We start from the raw sequence: 17,179 nt of genomic DNA on the forward strand, positions 1-17,179 counted from the left end.
CAGCCGGCGAGCTCCTTCGGACGCGGAGCCCAGCATTCAATCGCTGCCAATGTCCATTTTCTCAGCGGAAACGGTAGCTCCGCCTTACCAGATGAAATATAAAATAAATTCACATGCTCAATTTTAAGTCAGATCTAAAGGTTTACTAAAAATCTGAGCATAAATTGGACGTTATACACAAAGGATTGTACTCAATCATCCCAGCAACAAAAGTAGGTAATAGGGAGATCATTCTTAGGAGGTAGGCAGGATACATTGTGCCCACCCTCTCCTCGGCTATACTCGTACCGCTGGTAGGGGTTTTTTAACGATGATCACACCATTTGAGCCGAACATCGGAAATGACTACATATCGTATGAGCACAAGCCTCCGCAGGGAGGGCTGGAATATCATGTTATCGCCTATGTGGCCGCCGCGGCGGACTTCGTCTATCTTCTTGGAGCGACCGGTATCGGCTTCACGGGCTATCAGTATGCCGTTTTCGGATCTGCGCCCGATCCTTCGCTTTTCATCGGCATCGGCCTCGTTCTATCGACGATCTTCGTGCTCGCCATGCACAGCGCCCAGGCCTACAGCCCGGAGAGCATTCAGCTCCTGAGACCGCAGATCCGGCTGATCTGCATCCTTATCCCAAGCGCTCTTGCCTTCCTGCTGACCGTCATCTTCTTTCTGAAGATCGGCACGACATTTTCGCGCGGGGCGATCTTGATGACCGCTGTCATCTCGCTGTCCGGGCTGATCTGCACCCGCCTGTTCTGGCACTGGTATCTGCCATCGGCGGCAGCTGCGGCCTCCTTCAAGATGAAGCGGGTGCTGCTGATCTGCCACGAGGAGTTTTCGGCCGAACATTGGCAGCATCAGGCGGCTGCAAGCGGCATGACTCTCGCGCAGATCATACGCCTCTCGGATGAAAATCTGCTGCCCGCGAACGCTCTGCAGAGACTGAGGCAAAGCGAGGCCGACAGCATAGATGAAGTATTCATCGTCTGGCGGGACCCGAACGTCTCCAATCTCGAATTCTATCTTGGCGAACTCAGGCGCTCGGCTTTTCCGGTCAATGTCATCTTCGATGGCGTCGTCGGCCGGCTGACCAGCGCTCCTGCCCGCAAGATCGGCAGCATGACTGCCTTTCAGACGCAGCGGCCACCGTTGAACCTTTATGAACGCGGCACCAAGCGGGCATTCGACATCGTCTTCTCGTTGACCGCCATCCTCTCACTGTTTCCGTTGCTGCTGGTAGTGGCGATCGCCATCAAATGTGATTCCAAAGGTCCCGTGCTGTTCAAGCAGGTCCGCAAGGGACACGGCGGCCGCTCGTTCCGAATCCTGAAGTTCCGCAGCATGACCGTAATGGAAGATTCAGGCGATATTCGCCAGGCGACCAGGAAAGATCCTCGCGTCACGAAAGTCGGGGCGATCATCCGCGCTTCGAGCATCGATGAGCTGCCGCAATTCTGGAACGTCCTTCGCGGCGAGATGTCGATCGTCGGCCCCCGCCCGCATGCGCTCGCCCATGACGAACTCTATGACGCCCAGATCGCCAAATACGCCTTCAGGCGGCACGTCAAACCCGGCCTGACCGGCTGGGCCCAGATCAACAATTGCCGCGGCGAGACGCCGAACATCGAGAAGATGGAAGAGCGGATATTCCACGACCTCTGGTACATCAACAACTGGTCGTTCTGGCTGGATATGAAGATCGTCGTCCGCACCGCGATCGAGATCTGCGATTTCGGCAAAGCCTACTGATTTTTGCTGCGAGATTTTAGGCAGGCGTTATGCCGAGGGGAGCGCCGGAATGTGTGTCACATCGCGCATGCCGGCGGCCTCGATGAGAACCTCGCAGGGTGGTGCGTGGCTGATGAAATGGATCGGGCTTGCCGTCAGCCCGTAAGCGCCGCTGTTATGGACGGCAACAAGATCACCCTCTTCGATCCGCGGAAGCATCACCCCGACAGCGAGCCGGTCGATCGACGTGCAAAGAGGCCCGACGAGATTGACTTTCTCGGGTTCGCCCTGCCCGCCGACCTTGTGCATCGTATAATTCCGATGCATCACCATCCCGAAATGGCCGGAAGCCGGCAGGTGGTTGTTCATGCCGCCATCGCAGATGCCGATCCGCACGCCGCGCGATTCCTTGACCGAGACGACGCGCGTCAGAAAATATCCGGCCTCGCCGACGAGATACCGCCCGAGCTCGAGCACCAGCCGGGTCTCGGCAAATTGCGGCTGCGCCTTGAGGCTGTCGAGATCCGCTGCGATGCCGGCGACCGCGGAAAGGTCGAGCGGCAGGTCGCCGTCGTGATAGGGAATTCCAAGCCCTGATCCGAACACCAGCTTCTCCGGCCACGGAATGTAGGTTTCGCAAACTTCCCGGAAAATGCCGATGAAGTTGCGATAGTTCTCGCAGATAGCCTCCGGCTTCAGACATTGCGTGCCGGAATAGATGTGCAGTCCGACAATCTTGAGATTGGGCAGAGCCGCAATGTCGGGGATGTCCCTTGCGATATCTTCCCAGTCTATGCCGAAGGCTGACGGCCGGCCAGCCATCTGGTCGCCGAACCCTTTGGGAACCGTGGTCGGCGCGATGCGCACCAGGACATGCTGTATCCGCCCGAGCTCGCCGGCGACCGCGTTCGCAAGTACCGCCTCACGCACCGATTCCAGGATCAGTTCGCCAATGCCGCCTTCTATCGCCTCCCGGATTTCGAACTGCCGTTTTCCGGGACCTGTGAAGCTGATGCGCTCTGCCTCCCATCCAGCCGTTATCGCCGTCCTGAATTCCCCGATCGAGGAGACGTCGAGATATTCCGCCTGGCCTTTCATCAAGGAAAGCAGAGCCGGGTTTGGATTGCTTTTGGCGGCAAAGCTCAATGCGAAGCGTTGCTCGAAAGCTTGCCTCAGGAGCGCTGCCCGGCTCTCGATCGCCGATGCGAGGTAGACATAAGAGGGGGTTCCGAATGATGCCGCCGCACTCTGCAGCCAGACATCGAGCGCCGAAAAATGGTTCATCAGGCGCTGGCTTCCGCAAAACGGATGATCCGCTCCGGCGTATCGAAATTTTCGAGCGTCACGTCTTCGGCGCGAATGGAAAGGCCCGTCGTTTGTTCGACAAATGCCAGGAGGTTCACCATCGAAACGGAATCGAGAAGGCCTGAGGAGAACAATTCGCTCTCGCTGTCGGCATGGGCGATATTCAGAGATTCCCGCAGATAACCAATCAACTTTCCATGGGTAAGGCTCATTGCAGGTTCTCCCTTGTTTCGGTCACTTTGATTTGAGCTGCCGGCGGAGGCGCACTTAAGACAATTTCCCCGCCTTGCATCCATTCGCGACAAAGGCGCACGACATCCGGCCGCGCCAGCTTGCCGCTCGATGTGCGCGGCATACTTTCCGGCCAGACATGGAACTGCCGTGGCACCATGTAGGACGGCATCGCGCGCCGACAGTAGCGCAGCAGTGCCTCCTCGTCGAACTCGCCGATCGGAGTTATCGCCACATGCACCGTTTGCCCCAATTCCTCGTCGTCGACGCCGAAGGCGACCGCCTCCGCCACCACGCCGCTGCGGCAGACGAGATCCTCGATCTCATCCGGACTGACGCGGAAGCCGCTGGTCTTGATCATCGCGTCATTGCGGCCGATGAACCAGAGGTCGCCATCGGCATCAATCCGGACGATATCGCCGCTGTAGACGACCGGTTCGTCGCCGATCAGGTGCCAGAGCTCCGGACACGGCCGGATCTTCTGCTCCGTCACCTCCGGCTTGCCCCAATATCCAAGGCTGACAAGCGGGCCGCGATGAACGAGTTCGCCTTGTTCACCGGGATGGGCGATGCCTTCGCCATGCTTGATGACATAAACTTCCGCACCGGGGATCGCCTGACCGATAGCTCCCATCTTGCGGGTAAACTTCTGCGGCGAGAGATAGGTCGAGCGGAAGGCCTCGGTCAGCCCGTACATCAGATAGACATCCGCATCCGGGAAGACCCGAGGTACCTGCTCCAGGATGTTGAGCGAAATCTTTCCGCCGGAATTGGTGATCCGCCGGAGCGCTGGAAACTCCACGGGATTGTCCTTCAGCAGCCGCACGATCTGGCTCCAGAGCGGCGGCACGGCGGCCACCCCGGTCACCCGATGCCGCTGCATGGCCAGGACGATTTCGGTGGCCATCGGCACCGCCTGGTGCACGACGGTACCGCCCATCAGCATCATTGTCGTCAGCTGGTTCAGGCCATAGTCGAAGCTGTAGGGCAGGACGCTGAGCAGCCGGTCGTCTTCCCTCAGGCCCAGATAGCGCGACACGGACCGGGCGCCGGCAACGATGTTACGATGGGTCAGCATCACACCCTTCGGCATGCCCGTCGAACCGGACGTGTAGATGATCATCGCAAGTTCTGTGTCGAGGCGTGCAATCTCGTCGCCTGAAAGGTCTTCCGGAAGATGATCCCAGACGTCGAATATGGCATCGGCCGGCAGTTTGCCTTTGACCAGGACATTGTCGACCGTGTCGGGTAGCTTGCGAGCGCCAAGAGCTTCGGCGACCCTTGCCTCGACAATCAGCAGGCGTGCGCCACAGTCGTTGGCGACATATTCGAGCTGCTCGACCGTCCATTGCGTGTTGACGTTGACGACCACCCCACCCACCTTGGCGATGGCGAACATGGCGGTGACCTCGGCGATGCTCTTGCGCAGGTGCACGATCACACGGTCGCCGGGCCGGATATTGCGGCTTTGCAAATAACCCGCCAGCCGGTCCACTTCGGCCGCAACCGCGGCATAGCTCGCCGCGCGATGACCGTCGATGAGCGCGGGCTTGCCCGGCCTTGAGACGAGGTTGTCAGCCAGAAGCTGATAGAAGTTGGTGGTCAACGCGTTCATGGCAAACTCCTCCAGCGGTTGAGTGGATCAGGGAGTGGCATCGGTCTTGGTCTGTCCGCTCGAAAACGGGCCGAGGCGGGGATAAATCTTGGCCGGCGAGCCGACGACGATCGAATCCGACGGCACGTCCGTGGAGACCGCTGTATTGGCCCCTATCCGTACCCGGTCGCCGATGCGGATATCGCCGAGAATGGTGGAGTTCACCCCGATAAAGACGTCGTCGCCGATCCTGGGTGCACCGGCGCTCATGTTCGTGCCGATCGTGACATTGTGCATGATGCCGCATCGTTTTCCGATCACGGCGTCAGGATGGATCGAAATCGATCCCTCCACGTGGATGATGTGAAAACCCTCGCCGAGCGTCACCTCTGCCGGTATCCACACCCGTGTAAGCGTCGAAACCACCATGTTGATCGCGCCGTAGATTTTCTGGAAAAACCGTCTGGCAAGGTGGCTCCGAAGGCTCCCCGCCCACCGGCCGAAGCGATAGACCAGCAGCGAGATAAAGCCGGCATTGAGGATTCTCTTGCCGTGGCGCTCGTAGTCCTTCCGTACCAGTTCGCGAAATGAGGCGGGAGGCACGTGCTGGGATGCGGCACCCTTATGGTCGCCCATCGCTGCGGATTGAGGATAGAGAAAACGAAGCCGTGAAGTCATGCGAGCACCATCTCCAATGTGCGGTCGATATCACTCCACTCGACCCGAAAATTCTCGCAGGTTCCCTCGCCGACGACGAAGGCATAACCTTGTCCCTGACGATCGGTCATGACCTTGAGAACCGAGACCACCCGATCTGCCGGCTGGATGACGAACAGGGCCGAGTCCGGCGGCATGATCATCAGCCCGTGAACCAGATGGCTGCCTTCCACGCCTGCGACGATGCGGGCTCCGGCACAGGCGTGGATGATGTCGTCGACCGACGAGGCCAACGGATCGATGATCCGGAATCCGTATTTCTTCGCGAACTGTTCGGCGATATCGGACTCGTTCGACAGCAGGCGGCTTTCGCCCTTGCTCCCCCGCAGGATGAAGACGCCGGGATGAACGGGAAAAGGTGGCGCCGATGCCAGAAGCTTTTCGCGAACCTGATCGGCCCGTTTCTTCTTGCTCTCGTTCTGCCCCTTGTCCCTGAAGAGGATGACCTCTTCGAAATGGACGTCGCTGACATAGATCGGCTTGAGATCGAGTTTAGCGGCATATTGCGGCTCGTGCCCCCGCGTGATCGGCCGCGTCGTTATCGGAGTTTCGTATTCCTCCGCCAACGGATAGGTCAGGCAATCATCCGAAAGCCAGTTGCCGAACCAGCGATTGCCGACCCAGCTCTCGAACAGCGCACCGGTGGTCGAGTGCTTGGGAGGCACATAGACAGGCAGCCGGCGGCTGCGGGGCCTGAGGCTCTTCGAGGACCTCGGCGCGTAGAGAACGCCGTCGATGAGGTCGACATTCTTGATCCGGTAACCGACCGTAGCCTCCTGAGTGGTTTCATAGTTTCCACGAAAGCCCTTCACGACCTCTGTGACCGGCCCGAATTGAGTGCCCTTTATACGGTCGAGATGATGCGGCAGAAACTTTGCGGGACGAATGAAGCGCCGGGTCTGCGGGGCAATCGTCCAGCGATCGACAGCTACCGCTTCGATATCCGGGAAAGGCATCCCGGCAATCTTTCTCAGAGAATGCACAATCGGCAAAAAAGATATCAACCAGCTATCCTCGCAAGGCACAATCAGCATCGGACAAGGGGAGTTTTCCTTGTGCGAAACTCCGCATCCCAGCGAAGATATTCGCATAGCTGCCAATGGTTTCGCCGCTAGTCTTTGGGCTATCGGGTTACTCATTTCGGCGTATCGGGCAACGTAGGCTCCCTAGCCCTCCCGAAGCGCCGCTATCGGCTCTGAACCGAGGGCAATCCACCTTAGCCGTTTCACTCCAGGCCTTTCCTGAAGCGCCAGGTAAAACGGACAATATTCCGGATGCGCAGCAACTGCGTAATCACATAGCTGCCCTCACGAGGGTAAGCACGCGCCACATAGTTCGCGTAATGGGACGCGATGGCGAGCGAGACCGGCGCCTTGCAATCACGCGCTTCATTCGCCCTAGCCGCCCGATAGCGTTGTATGAAGTCGGCAGCAAACAGCCTCAGCGCGTCGGCTTGCCGGGCATCCAGCACGGCGGGCGGCCGTTGCTGACGGATATCCACTCCATAGATCGCCGCGAAGCTTACGGCAGCCACGTAGTAGGAGCCAAGTTCCGTCAGATGAACCTCATCGGAGAAGATTGCCTTCAAGCGGTCCGCCGCATTCCAATCCTCGAATCCGCCAAAGGCTGGATCGGACGCCAGGCGCGCGACGAGTTCGGCAAGCGCAAGCGATGTTGGAATGAAGCGAATATGGTTCTTTCGGCCAGCCGCCCCGATCTTATCGTTTACCCGGTTTACGACGCATCGCCAGACGGGCAGAGCCAGCCTCTCATATTCGATCCACGGATGGGGATCCGCCAAAGACGAAAGGCTTATCCAAGGGGTGTAGAAATACGTGATCCCAGCTGGATTTGCCGTGGTGAACGCATGGTGGTAGCCATGGAGGTAACGAACAGTTTCGCTCCACATCAACGCATCCAGAACACGATGTTGTTCCGTGATGATGAGAACGTTGTAAGGCTCGTCGGTCAGTCGGACGAGCCCGGCGGTTCGTTGCTGGATTGAAGAACCGGTCACGTTCTCCAACCTCCAGGACACGGCAATCCCTTCTTGCCGGGCGATCCCTTCGAAATGATCCGGATAGGGTTGGTCAGTCAAGCTGTGCCCGGACAGCAGGATATGGTCGCGGTTGCCGGCCGAAAAGGCTTGGGGTGGAGTGTCGAGATCACGCTCGGCGCCAACTGGATCAGGTTTCAACATGGCCACGCCAAGTGCGAGCGCACCGACCGTGGATGTCGCGAAAGCGGCCGTCAAAATCCTCGAAAAACACATTCGAAATGGTCTCCGACGTTTGTTAAGCACCGCGGTCGTTGACCGCGCAGGCATGGCCGCACCGCCCGGCTGAACCACCTTTGCCCCCAGGAGATATTGGTTAAGGTTGGCCGGTCGTTTCGCAAGCAGCTCCATGCGCGATCCGCTCATCTTAAAGTCGATTAGTACTTTCAGGCTCATCCGTTAGATGGAGGATTTGGGACCGGAAGCTTACCTCTTTGTGCTCTGTTTGCAGGTGTCGAAGGCCGCCCTAGTATAGACCGTCTTGTCCCAGTTGGACGGGAAGGGGTTACCGATCATTGGGGGTCTGTATGCGTGGGATAACGAGTCTCGCGGGGCTTTTGCTCTGCCTGACATTTGGGGACGTTTCAGCTCAGACGACCTATCGCCTGCAGCCGGGAGATACGCTGCAGGTATGGATTGCTCAGGAACCTGAGCTTACCCGCGAAGTCGTCATTGCTCCGGATGGGTGGCTGTCGTTCCCACTCGCGGGCCATATCCAGAGCGCGGGGCTTTCCCTTTCGGAACTGGAAGCGCAACTTCTCGGGCGGCTGAAAACCTATTTCAAGGACAGCCCCAATCTCACGATCATGCTGCGTCCCAATTCTCAGAACCCGCAGCTGATCTATGTCCTCGGCGAAGTCGACAACCCCGGCGAATATGCGTATCGGGCCAACATGACTGTCCTTCACGGTATCAGCGTCGCCGGCGGCGTGTATCGCACGCCCTTGCTGGCCGCCGATCAGGACCGGTCGGTGGTGGTAAAACGCGAAGTCGAGCACTCCCAAAAACGCCTGCAGGAACTGCGGGCACGCATCACCCGCCTGGAGGCGGAAATGCGCGGAGAAAAATCCATCGGCACGGCCGAAGCCCTCGCCGCCGATCCGGCCCTTGCCCAGGAACAATCGCTCCTGAATGCCCGGATGGAAACGCTCGCCATGGAGGAAAAAGCCCAGGCCCAGGCAAACCAGCTCTCGGAGCGAAACAGCCTCGCGATGCAGGAGCAGGCCGATACCCTGACGAAACGGATAGACCTGGCAAGGCGTCGCCTCCAGAGCATCAACGGGCTCGTCGCCAAGGGCGTGACCGAAGGTTCCCAGCAGATGGTCCAGGAAGGCACGGTCGCCGAACTCGAGGGACAGGTCAGCCGATTGACCTCTGAAATCGCAGTCGCCGAGCGGGCGAAAATGGCGGAGCTCGCCCGTTATGACAGCGCACGCCAGGCGCAACGGACCCAATTGCTGGTCGAACTCAATGCAGCCCAGCGCGAACAGGAGGAGGCCGCGGCGCGGCTTGCCGACAGCACGCGGATCATGACGATCTATGGCGAGAACGCCGCCTCGAACCAGCAAAGAGAGCGCCGGATGCTCGGTTATCAGATCGTGCGGACCGTCAACGGTGAAACAAGGGAGTTCGCTGCAACCGAGATGACCCCGATCCTGCCCGGCGACCTGCTGCGCGTCGCCTACAGCGATCCCGCGAACAACCGGGATGCGGGAGCGGTACAGCCAGTGGCCCAGGTCGGAAGCCGTACGTCCGGGTTAACGACGAGAGCGGCTCGATAAGGGAGACTTCGTGATGACCAACGTATTTCGTACGCGAAGCAATGAGGCGACAGCATGATCAATGAATTAGGACGCAATATTCTCTATTTTATCGAGATCGCACTCGCCAAACCCTTCTATGCCATCGTGCCCGCTCTGGTTACCCTTATAGTGGGGGCCTACTTCATTTACGCCATGCCTCGGAGCTATTACTCCGACGCGCTGCTGCTGATGGAATTCCAGCAGATACCGACAACGCTCGTATCGCCGACCGTATCGAACGACCGCCTGCTATTCATCGAGCAACGGGTAATGTCACGCAACAGCCTGCTGGCGCTGGCCGACAAGCATGGTCTTTATCCAAATCTGCGGGAGGGCCTGGCCAAGAACAATTTCGCGGGCGTGATACGCAACAACATCACTCTCCTGACATCGGTGACAGACGGAGCCGACCGCACCGCAAGCAATGCCTCCGTCAGGATCGGTTTTAAATATGACGATCCCGTCGTTTCCGCGAATATGGTGTCGGACCTCGTGTCGCAGGTCATCGAAGAAAACCGGCGCATCCGCACGGCGCGTGCTTCGGAAGCGACCAAGTTCCTGACGCAGGAAGTCAATAACGTCACGCAACGCCTCCGCGAGAGGGAAGGCGCCTGGACCAGATATCTCGAAGAAAACAAAGAGTCCCATCCCACCAGGATCCCCACCCTGCTGATCGAGCTTCAGGCCAAGGAAGTTGAACTCGCGACGCTCGATCGCGCGGCCATTGCGCTGAATGAGGAGATCGGAATCTACGAGGCGCAGCTGCGCATGGGCGTCGGGCGGACGACAGAGACCACGCGTTTTCATATACAGCTCCTCGATCTTGAGCGTGATTTCGCAGTGAAGTCCGTCATTTATTCGGACACCCATCCACAAATCCGTGCCATGAAGCAGCGTCTCGAGGAGATGCGGGCTCAGGTTGCACCCGCCGCACCGCGCGATGGATCGGCGGCCATGCCGACGCCGGAACAAATCAAGACGCTTTCGCCCGAACTCATGCTGATTGCTGAACGCATCGCGATGGCAAAGCCACGCCAGCAACAGAACCTCGCACAAAGGACCTCTCTCGTGGACCGCATCGCCCGGCTGCGGGAGATCATCTCTCACGCTCCCGAAGTTGGAGCGCAGATCGAAGCGAACGAAGCCGAGAAAGTCTCGCTGCAGCGAAACATGGACGACATGCAGGCCAAACTCGATGCCGCGCGTCTCGGCGAGCGCCTGGAGGAAGGCGATGCCGCCCAGCAGATCGAGGTGATCGAGCAGCCGGAAGTTGCTAAAATTGCTTCAGGACCGCGGCGGCTTTATTTGGCCGGCGCGGTTTGCGCCGCAGCGGCGATGGCGGCGGCTGCAGGAATTTACGCCGGGCATCTGTTTGACCGAACCGTTCGCGGCACGTTTGATCTCAACGACGCTCTGGCGGGAGAAACGCTGGTGGTTGTTCCACATTGGAAGCCGAAGCGACGCATAGCCAAGGCGTTCCGGAATTCTGCATTCAACAACCCAAGTCCGATCGCGGGAGGATAACATCACACCAATCCGGCCGGACCGCCTTTAGTTGAAAAATCGCACCGATGGGATAGGGCAGGGAATTTTATGGAAATCATCAAGAATATCTCAGCTCGAGGAAGAATGGCGGAAAGACTGGACAGCACCGGTCTCGCCGAGCTGAATGCCGGCTATCTCAACGGCTCGGTCAATGGAATCCATTCCTATGAAGAATGTCCGCCGGACCTCTCGCCGGTCTCTCCCACCTTCCTGTATGCAAATCGCATCATCGCTTTCGACAGCGACAGTTCGATGGCACACGCCTATGACGTCCTGCGAAACCAGCTGCTGAACGAACACAGGGATGAGGACACGCGGGTGATCTCGGTGACCGCCCCGACGAGCGGCTGCGGCACCACCGTAACCGCCATCAATCTGGCGCTCAGCTTTGCCCGCGTACCCGGATCCAATGTTCTGCTGGTCGACGCAAATTTCCGGGATCCCGCAATCGGCAACGTACTCGGACTGCCGCCTCGTCCGCCATTGGAGGACCCTATCCGCGGGTGGTTGACGACGCTGGATATACGAGGCCTTCATTGCCATCTGCTGCGCACCGCCTGGGGGCCCGGCAGAATTCCCCTGCCGGCGGACCTGGCACGCATGACGGCGCAGGTGGAATTTGCGCGACAGATGCTGAAGCCGACGATCGTTCTCTTCGATCTGCCGCCGATGTTGAGTTCGGACGAGGTGATCCCGTTCGTCGATATGTCGGACACGGCCGTGATCGTACTCGCGGTCGGTAAGTCAAGGCTTCCGGAACTGGAAATCTGCCGGAGCTATCTCGGCTCCGAAAAAAGCATGCAGGTGGTCCTGAACAAGACGAAGAGGCACGGCCTTTGATGGATGTCGAACATAGCCGGCAAGACGACGCCCGGCTGAAACTGGTCGTCGTCATCGTCAACTACCGGACCGCCGATCTGACCATCGACTGCCTTGCCTCCTTGAGCGTGCCGGGCACGGTTCCGGATGGGACACGGATCGTTGCCGTCGAGGGTGGCTCCGGCGATCGTTCGGCCGAACTCATTGCGGCCGCCATAGAGGAGAACGGCTGGACGAACGCCGTATGCCTTCCGCTCGATACCAATGGCGGCTTTGCCTACGGCAACAACCGAGGCATCGAATATGCCACGGCGAATTTCGGCCGGCCGGACTATGTCCTGCTCCTCAATCCCGATACCATCGCCCGCCCCGGCAGCATTACCCGCCTGGTGGAATTCATGGACGGCAAGCCGGATGCCGGCATTGCCGGCAGCCGTCTGGAGCATCCGGACGGGCGGGGCCAGGCCTGCGCTTTCCGCTTTCCGTCGATTGCCAATGAATTCGAAAGCGAGGCCAGGCTAGGCCCGGTCACCCGCCTGCTCGGGCGCTGGCGTATCGTTCCCGACATGCCGAAGGAGCCAAGCCGGATCGACTGGGTTTCCGGGGCCAGCCTGATGATCAGGACAGAGGTGCTCGACGAGATCGGCGTGCTCGACGAAGGGTATTTCCTCTATTACGAGGAGGTCGACTTTTGTATCCGCGCAGCGCGCGCCGGATGGTCCTGCTGGCACGTGCCGCAAAGCCGCGTCATCCACCTGGTCGGCCAGTCGACCGGCGTGACGCGACACGTCAAGCCGTCCAGGCGGCCGGCCTACTGGTTCGAGTCCCGGCGGCGCTACCATCTCAAGCATCATGGAGCCGTATTCTCGGTCTTTTCGGACCTTGCGTGGCTTTGCGGACACATCGCCTGGCGCATCCGCCTTCTCGCAGAAGGCAAGCCTTCAGGCGGACCGCCGCATCTGCTGCAGGATTTCATTCGTCATTCAGGGCCATTTCGCAGGATCTGACCGCCTTCGCAAATACCGACCGGTTTAAACAACTGCCGGTCGGGCCATCAGTATTTCCAGCGCCGCCGCCGATCTGTTGATGTCATGCCGTTCGAGCGTCCGGCGCCGCCCGGCCTCGCCTTTGCGAAACAACTCGACATCGCTTGCGAACAGCGCCTGCCGCATTGCGCCGGTCAGCGCCTCCAGATCGCCTGCGGGAACCAGCCAGCCGTTGTCCGGCTGAACGAGCTCGGGGATGCCGGCGATATAGGTCGAGATCACCGGGCGCTTCAGAGCCATGCTTTCCATCAGCACGACGGGGAGGCCCTCCGCGAAACTCGGCAGGACCAGAGCCTTCGCCCGAAGAATTTCGCTGCGCACATCGTCCTGCGAGATCGTGCCGGTCAGCACGACCGTATCGCCGAGGCCGAGCCGTTCGATTTCGTGTCCGATTTCAGCCCGCAGCGGACCGTCGCCGACAAGGACGAGTTGGAAGCACATCCCCTCGGCCCGCAGGTCTGCCGCCGCCTGCAGCAGAAGGAGATGGCCTTTCTGTTCAGACAGCCGGGCAATGCAGACAAGACGTTGGCTGGTGCCATGCACGTCCACGTCGTCGCTCAGATAGCGCTGGTCGATGCCGCAATGAACGACTTCGATCTTCCGCCAATCTCCAAGGTCGGCCCAGCGCAGCAGCTGGCTGCGTCCATAGGAGCTGACGGCGACGACAAATGACGAAGCCCTGATCTTGTCGCCGAGTCCCAGCGTTTCGGGTCGATCGAATTCCTCCGGCCCGTGCACTGTAAAACTGAACTTCATGCCGCCGATCTGATGCGCCAGTGTCGCAACCGTCGCGGGATTGGTGCCGAAATGCACATGCAGGTGATCGATTTCGTCCCTGCGGCACCAATCGGCCAGGATCATCGCTTCGAGAAAATATACGAGGTGGTGCGGGTAATGTCCGCCGGACGTCCTCGCAAACCGGAACGCAGTTCCCAGTGCTTTCAACGAATTCCCGGGGCGGGAAAGCAGTTGGCGGGCGACGCTCGCCATGGCCCGCATCATCGGGGTGCGCAGGATGTGCCTGGTACGTCGAGCTTCTGCGATGTCGTCGGAATCCTTCAGCACGCCACGAAAGGGACGCACCGCATATCGTTGGACCCGATGCCCCCTCGCCTCCAGCGCTACGATTTCGCGCCGTATGAACGTATGGCTCGGCGCCGGATACTGGTTGGTGAAATACGCAATCCGCATTCCACGAACATCCCTTCATCTTTGCCGATCGTCGGCAATTCCCCTTGGAACCGGTATAGCAAAAAGGGCTTCGGAGGCTCAGTGGGACAAAGAGCTTAGGGCCGCGGCATCGGCTTCCACCAAAGAGGTAAATTTACAGCCGCGATCTCGAATTCTACAAATGGAATATAGGCTTACCAGGTTGGCAGGCCGAGATCGCGACTGGCGACGACCGCCAAACCAACGGCCGGGAACAAGCACACATGGACGCAGATATCCTAAGGCACCGCGGCTATACCGGGATCGGCGCCGATGTCGGCATCGTGGTGATCGGACGCAACGAAGGACAGCGTCTCATCGACTGCCTCAGTTCGCTCAAAACCCATCGCGACCGCACGGTCTACGTGGATTCGGCCTCGTCCGACGGAAGCGTCGAAGCGGCGGCCGGCCTCTGCGCGGAGGTAGTGCCGCTGGACATGACAATTCCCTTCACCGCGGCGCGCGCGCGCAATGCAGGTTTCGACGCCGTCATGCGGCGCTGGCCCGAAACCGCTTTTGTGCAGTTCCTGGATGGGGACTGCGAACTCGACACCGGATGGATAGCGACGGCCACGACCTTTCTGGTCATGCGCAAGGATGTCGCGCTGGTCTTCGGACGACGGCGCGAACGATATCCGGAACGCACCATCTTCAATGCCATGTGCGACCGCGAATGGGACGGGGCGCCGGGCGAAGTTCAGGCATGCGGCGGCGATATCCTCATCAGAGCCTCCGCCCTCAGAGATCTCGGAGGTTACGCTGCGGGGCTGATCGCGGGAGAGGAGCCGGAACTTTGCGTCCGCCTGCGTGAGAGAGGCTGGAAGATCTGGCGCCTCCCTTCCGAAATGACACGCCACGATGCGGATATAAGCCGCCTGAGCCAATGGTGGCGGAGAAGCGTGCGCTGCGGGCATGCCTATGCTCAGGTGTCTCATCTCCATCGGACATCGCCATTCCGGATATGGACGAGAAATCTCCGCCGCGCAGTTTTCTGGGGCGGCTTGCTGCCGCTGGTCGCAATCGCGGGCGCGGCTTTTCATCCCGCCGCCCTGGCGCTTCTGCTGCTCTATCCGCTTCAACTGTGGCGCCTGGCTCGGCGTACGCGATCGGCGCTTGGGAATACTCTGCTTTTCGCAACTTTCGACGTCCTGGGCAAATTCCCGGAAATGCAGGGCGTCGCGCAGTTCTACCTGAACCGGCTGATCAATCGTCGACAGCGGATCATCGAGTATAAATAGTTCAAATCAATATGTGTCGAAGGTTTGCAGCTTGCGCCCCTTCAGTGCATGCCCAACACTCGCATCTTCTCTCTGCCATCGTCCGGAGAGCCTTGGCGGGCCAACGGGTTCAAGCCAAGGACCTTCAGACGTCTCGTGACCTGCAATGGAAGATTTTCCCGGTTGCTGGCGAAGTTCGGAGCGAGAATGGCGGCACACATGGCCGAAAAAGTCCAATATATATAGGGTATGACAGAGACGCTGCTGGTTGTAATAATCACCAGGAGCATCGCGACCAAGATACCCAAAATTACTTTGTAGTTCAACGAATCCGAATTGTCCCCAAACGATTTTCGAGCCAGCGCCGACGAAATAAATACGAAATACAATACAAATAGAAACAGACCGATTAAGCCGTAATATAGTGCAACCTGCAGATAAGTATTCACTATATCGATGATACCTTGCCCTTGTATCATGGTCTGCATCTCTGGTTCCTTCAGGAATGTATCCGAACCAAACAGCGGATAACGCTGGATGACTATCAAGGAATTTTCGAAAAGGCTGGATCTGTAGGTTTCGCTGCCCTTGTCTGCCGACCCGACAAACGGAAGCAAATTTATGAAACGGTCAAGAAATGGCGGATGCAGGAACAGCAAGGCAACCACCCCGGGCAAACCCGCAAGAGCAAGCCTGAAAGACCTCTTCGGGCTGGTGATGGTCAAGAACAAGATACAGAATGCGAAACCCAGCCAGGGGCCTCGTGACACGCTCGAAAGCAGCCCGAGCACCAGTATGCCTAGCGCCGCATAACGCCAGGCACCCAGTGGAACTGGGCTTCGGAGAGCCAGCAGACAACCAGCCCCGGTCATGCAGACGAAGCCGAATGCGATCGCTTCGATAGACGTGGTTGAAGCGCGCAAGAGCCCGTCTCGAAATAGATAGGCGGTTATGAGAAACACGTCCCATTCCTGCACGACGACATAATAGACCCGCCAGCTTTTCGATATCTCCAGGACCCCGATGGCGCTCAGGGGCAGCACGCCGACCACGAAGGCGAGGAGCGCCTTGTTCATGTCAAGACTGGAGCGGATCACACGGCTGAAGACAAAGTAAGGAAGGCAGATATCGAGAAAATTGCCGGCAAGGACCCGAAGAATGGCATTGAAATCTCCCAGCCTTACGGAAAGCAGCGATGTATACGCCAGGAAGGCAATCACAAGAACATCCAAGCCCCGAAATTCCCGAGTGCCGCGGTCCCTCAATAACCTGACCGCAACCGGCAGGAGAATTGTAATCGCCAGCCAACGAGGAGGGTCGAGCTCAATGATCTTGTTGAAGATGCCGGGTATGCCGGCGGGGATAGGCACGCAGGGTGCAACGAACATCAGGACTATATAGAAAAACGCCGGCTGCTTGGAGTATCGGTGAACATAAAAGCTCACGAAAGCCAGCGCGACAGCAAAGTCGAAAAAACCTCGGGATAAAAAGGTGATGACGGTCGCCAGCAGCCAGCAATTTCGCCAAAGACGGAACTCGGCCAGGCCGATTATCGGCACCGCTATCTTCCCACCGACATAAAGGGCAGGGGCAGTGACTATCAATACATAGACAAGAGAGCGCAGGAATTCTGGCATCTAACGTCTCTTGCCTCGCCGCAATGATCTGAGGAGCGCTTGCATATTGTTGTATTTTCCCCGCCACCCGCTGCTACTGAGCAAGGTATCCGCACGCTGAAATGCTACTCATTCGGTTGCAGGCCGCCACACGGTAAAAGGGATTTCCACCTACTAACTTTGGAGGCGGCATACGACTAATGCGCACCTTGCTCGCGGGCGCCTTGTATTATCTCGTCATTGGCAGTGGACGGCTACGTTCCGCGACAAGCACTGCAATAGATATCCGAGCG

The 17,179-nt window shown here is 58.8% G+C and carries 14 protein-coding genes; 6 read left to right on the forward strand and 8 right to left on the reverse strand.

Annotation, left to right across the window (positions count from 1 at the left end):
- Nucleotides 1-310: 310 nt before the first annotated feature.
- Nucleotides 311-1,750: an exopolysaccharide biosynthesis polyprenyl glycosylphosphotransferase gene (locus C5J26_RS18705; protein ID WP_105403118.1), complete on the forward strand. Its 1,440-nt coding sequence runs from the start codon at nucleotides 311-313 to the stop codon at nucleotides 1,748-1,750.
- Nucleotides 1,751-1,777: 27 nt separating this feature from the next.
- Here the strand turns inward: C5J26_RS18705 and C5J26_RS18710 are convergent, their stop codons facing one another.
- The 6 genes from C5J26_RS18710 to C5J26_RS18735 all read right to left on the reverse strand — a co-directional run bounded on the left by C5J26_RS18710 (nucleotide 1,778) and on the right by C5J26_RS18735 (nucleotide 7,983).
- Nucleotides 1,778-3,013 carry a decarboxylase gene (locus C5J26_RS18710; protein ID WP_105403119.1) on the reverse strand — a complete coding sequence of 412 codons (1,236 nt, stop codon included), beginning with the start codon at nucleotides 3,011-3,013 and terminating at the stop codon, nucleotides 1,778-1,780.
- Nucleotides 3,013-3,246, reverse strand: coding sequence for a phosphopantetheine-binding protein (locus tag C5J26_RS18715; RefSeq protein WP_046666358.1), 234 nt, complete (start codon nucleotides 3,244-3,246; stop codon nucleotides 3,013-3,015). Before C5J26_RS18715 ends, C5J26_RS18710 begins: the two co-directional genes overlap by 1 nt.
- Entirely contained in the window at nucleotides 3,243-4,880 is a 1,638-nt protein-coding gene (locus C5J26_RS18720; RefSeq protein WP_105403120.1) for an AMP-binding protein, read from the reverse strand. The genes C5J26_RS18715 and C5J26_RS18720 overlap by 4 nt, the downstream gene beginning before the upstream one ends.
- A 27-nt stretch (nucleotides 4,881-4,907) precedes the next feature.
- The gene (locus C5J26_RS18725; RefSeq protein WP_105403121.1) at nucleotides 4,908-5,537 is read right to left on the reverse strand and encodes a serine O-acetyltransferase; all 630 of its coding nucleotides are present in this window, start codon (nucleotides 5,535-5,537) and stop codon (nucleotides 4,908-4,910) included.
- Nucleotides 5,534-6,532, reverse strand: coding sequence for a glycosyltransferase 61 family protein (locus C5J26_RS18730; RefSeq protein ID WP_105403186.1), 999 nt, complete (start codon nucleotides 6,530-6,532; stop codon nucleotides 5,534-5,536). Before C5J26_RS18730 ends, C5J26_RS18725 begins: the two co-directional genes overlap by 4 nt.
- Nucleotides 6,533-6,801: 269 nt before the next feature.
- Nucleotides 6,802-7,983, reverse strand: coding sequence for a hypothetical protein (locus C5J26_RS18735; RefSeq protein ID WP_172745916.1), 1,182 nt, complete (start codon nucleotides 7,981-7,983; stop codon nucleotides 6,802-6,804).
- Nucleotides 7,984-8,159: 176 nt separating this feature from the next.
- On the opposite strand from C5J26_RS18735, the gene C5J26_RS18740 reads away from it, so the two are divergent.
- From C5J26_RS18740 to C5J26_RS18755, 4 genes are all read left to right on the forward strand, one after another.
- On the forward strand, nucleotides 8,160-9,413 hold the full coding sequence (locus C5J26_RS18740; protein WP_105403123.1) for a polysaccharide biosynthesis/export family protein: 1,254 nt from the start codon (nucleotides 8,160-8,162) through the stop codon (nucleotides 9,411-9,413).
- 54 nt (nucleotides 9,414-9,467) lie between these two features.
- Nucleotides 9,468-10,958, forward strand: coding sequence for a hypothetical protein (locus C5J26_RS18745; RefSeq protein WP_105403124.1), 1,491 nt, complete (start codon nucleotides 9,468-9,470; stop codon nucleotides 10,956-10,958).
- 105 nt (nucleotides 10,959-11,063) lie between these two features.
- Nucleotides 11,064-11,819, forward strand: coding sequence for a hypothetical protein (locus C5J26_RS18750; RefSeq protein WP_105403125.1), 756 nt, complete (start codon nucleotides 11,064-11,066; stop codon nucleotides 11,817-11,819).
- A complete protein-coding gene (locus tag C5J26_RS18755; RefSeq protein WP_105403126.1) occupies nucleotides 11,819-12,805 on the forward strand; it encodes a glycosyltransferase family 2 protein in 987 nt (328 codons plus the stop codon). Before C5J26_RS18750 ends, C5J26_RS18755 begins: the two co-directional genes overlap by 1 nt.
- Nucleotides 12,806-12,829: 24 nt before the next feature.
- Here C5J26_RS18755 and C5J26_RS18760 read toward each other — a convergent pair whose 3' ends face one another.
- Nucleotides 12,830-14,035 (reverse strand): glycosyltransferase, encoded by a 1,206-nt coding sequence (locus tag C5J26_RS18760; RefSeq protein ID WP_105403127.1) that lies wholly within the window; start codon nucleotides 14,033-14,035, stop codon nucleotides 12,830-12,832.
- Nucleotides 14,036-14,277: 242 nt separating this feature from the next.
- Here C5J26_RS18760 and C5J26_RS18765 point away from each other — a divergent pair, with 242 nt between their 5' ends.
- Complete coding sequence (locus C5J26_RS18765) at nucleotides 14,278-15,291, forward strand: glycosyltransferase family 2 protein (protein ID WP_206051201.1); 1,014 nt, start codon at nucleotides 14,278-14,280, stop codon at nucleotides 15,289-15,291.
- 41 nt (nucleotides 15,292-15,332) lie between these two features.
- On the opposite strand, the gene C5J26_RS18770 is transcribed toward C5J26_RS18765, so the two are convergent.
- Entirely contained in the window at nucleotides 15,333-16,907 is a 1,575-nt protein-coding gene (locus C5J26_RS18770; protein WP_105403128.1) for an O-antigen ligase, read from the reverse strand.
- Nucleotides 16,908-17,179: the final 272 nt, after the last annotated feature.

It is taken from the genome of Neorhizobium sp. T7_12, from assembly GCF_002968535.1.
In the GTDB taxonomy this organism is placed as follows: Bacteria; Pseudomonadota; Alphaproteobacteria; order Rhizobiales; family Rhizobiaceae; genus Neorhizobium; species Neorhizobium tomejilense.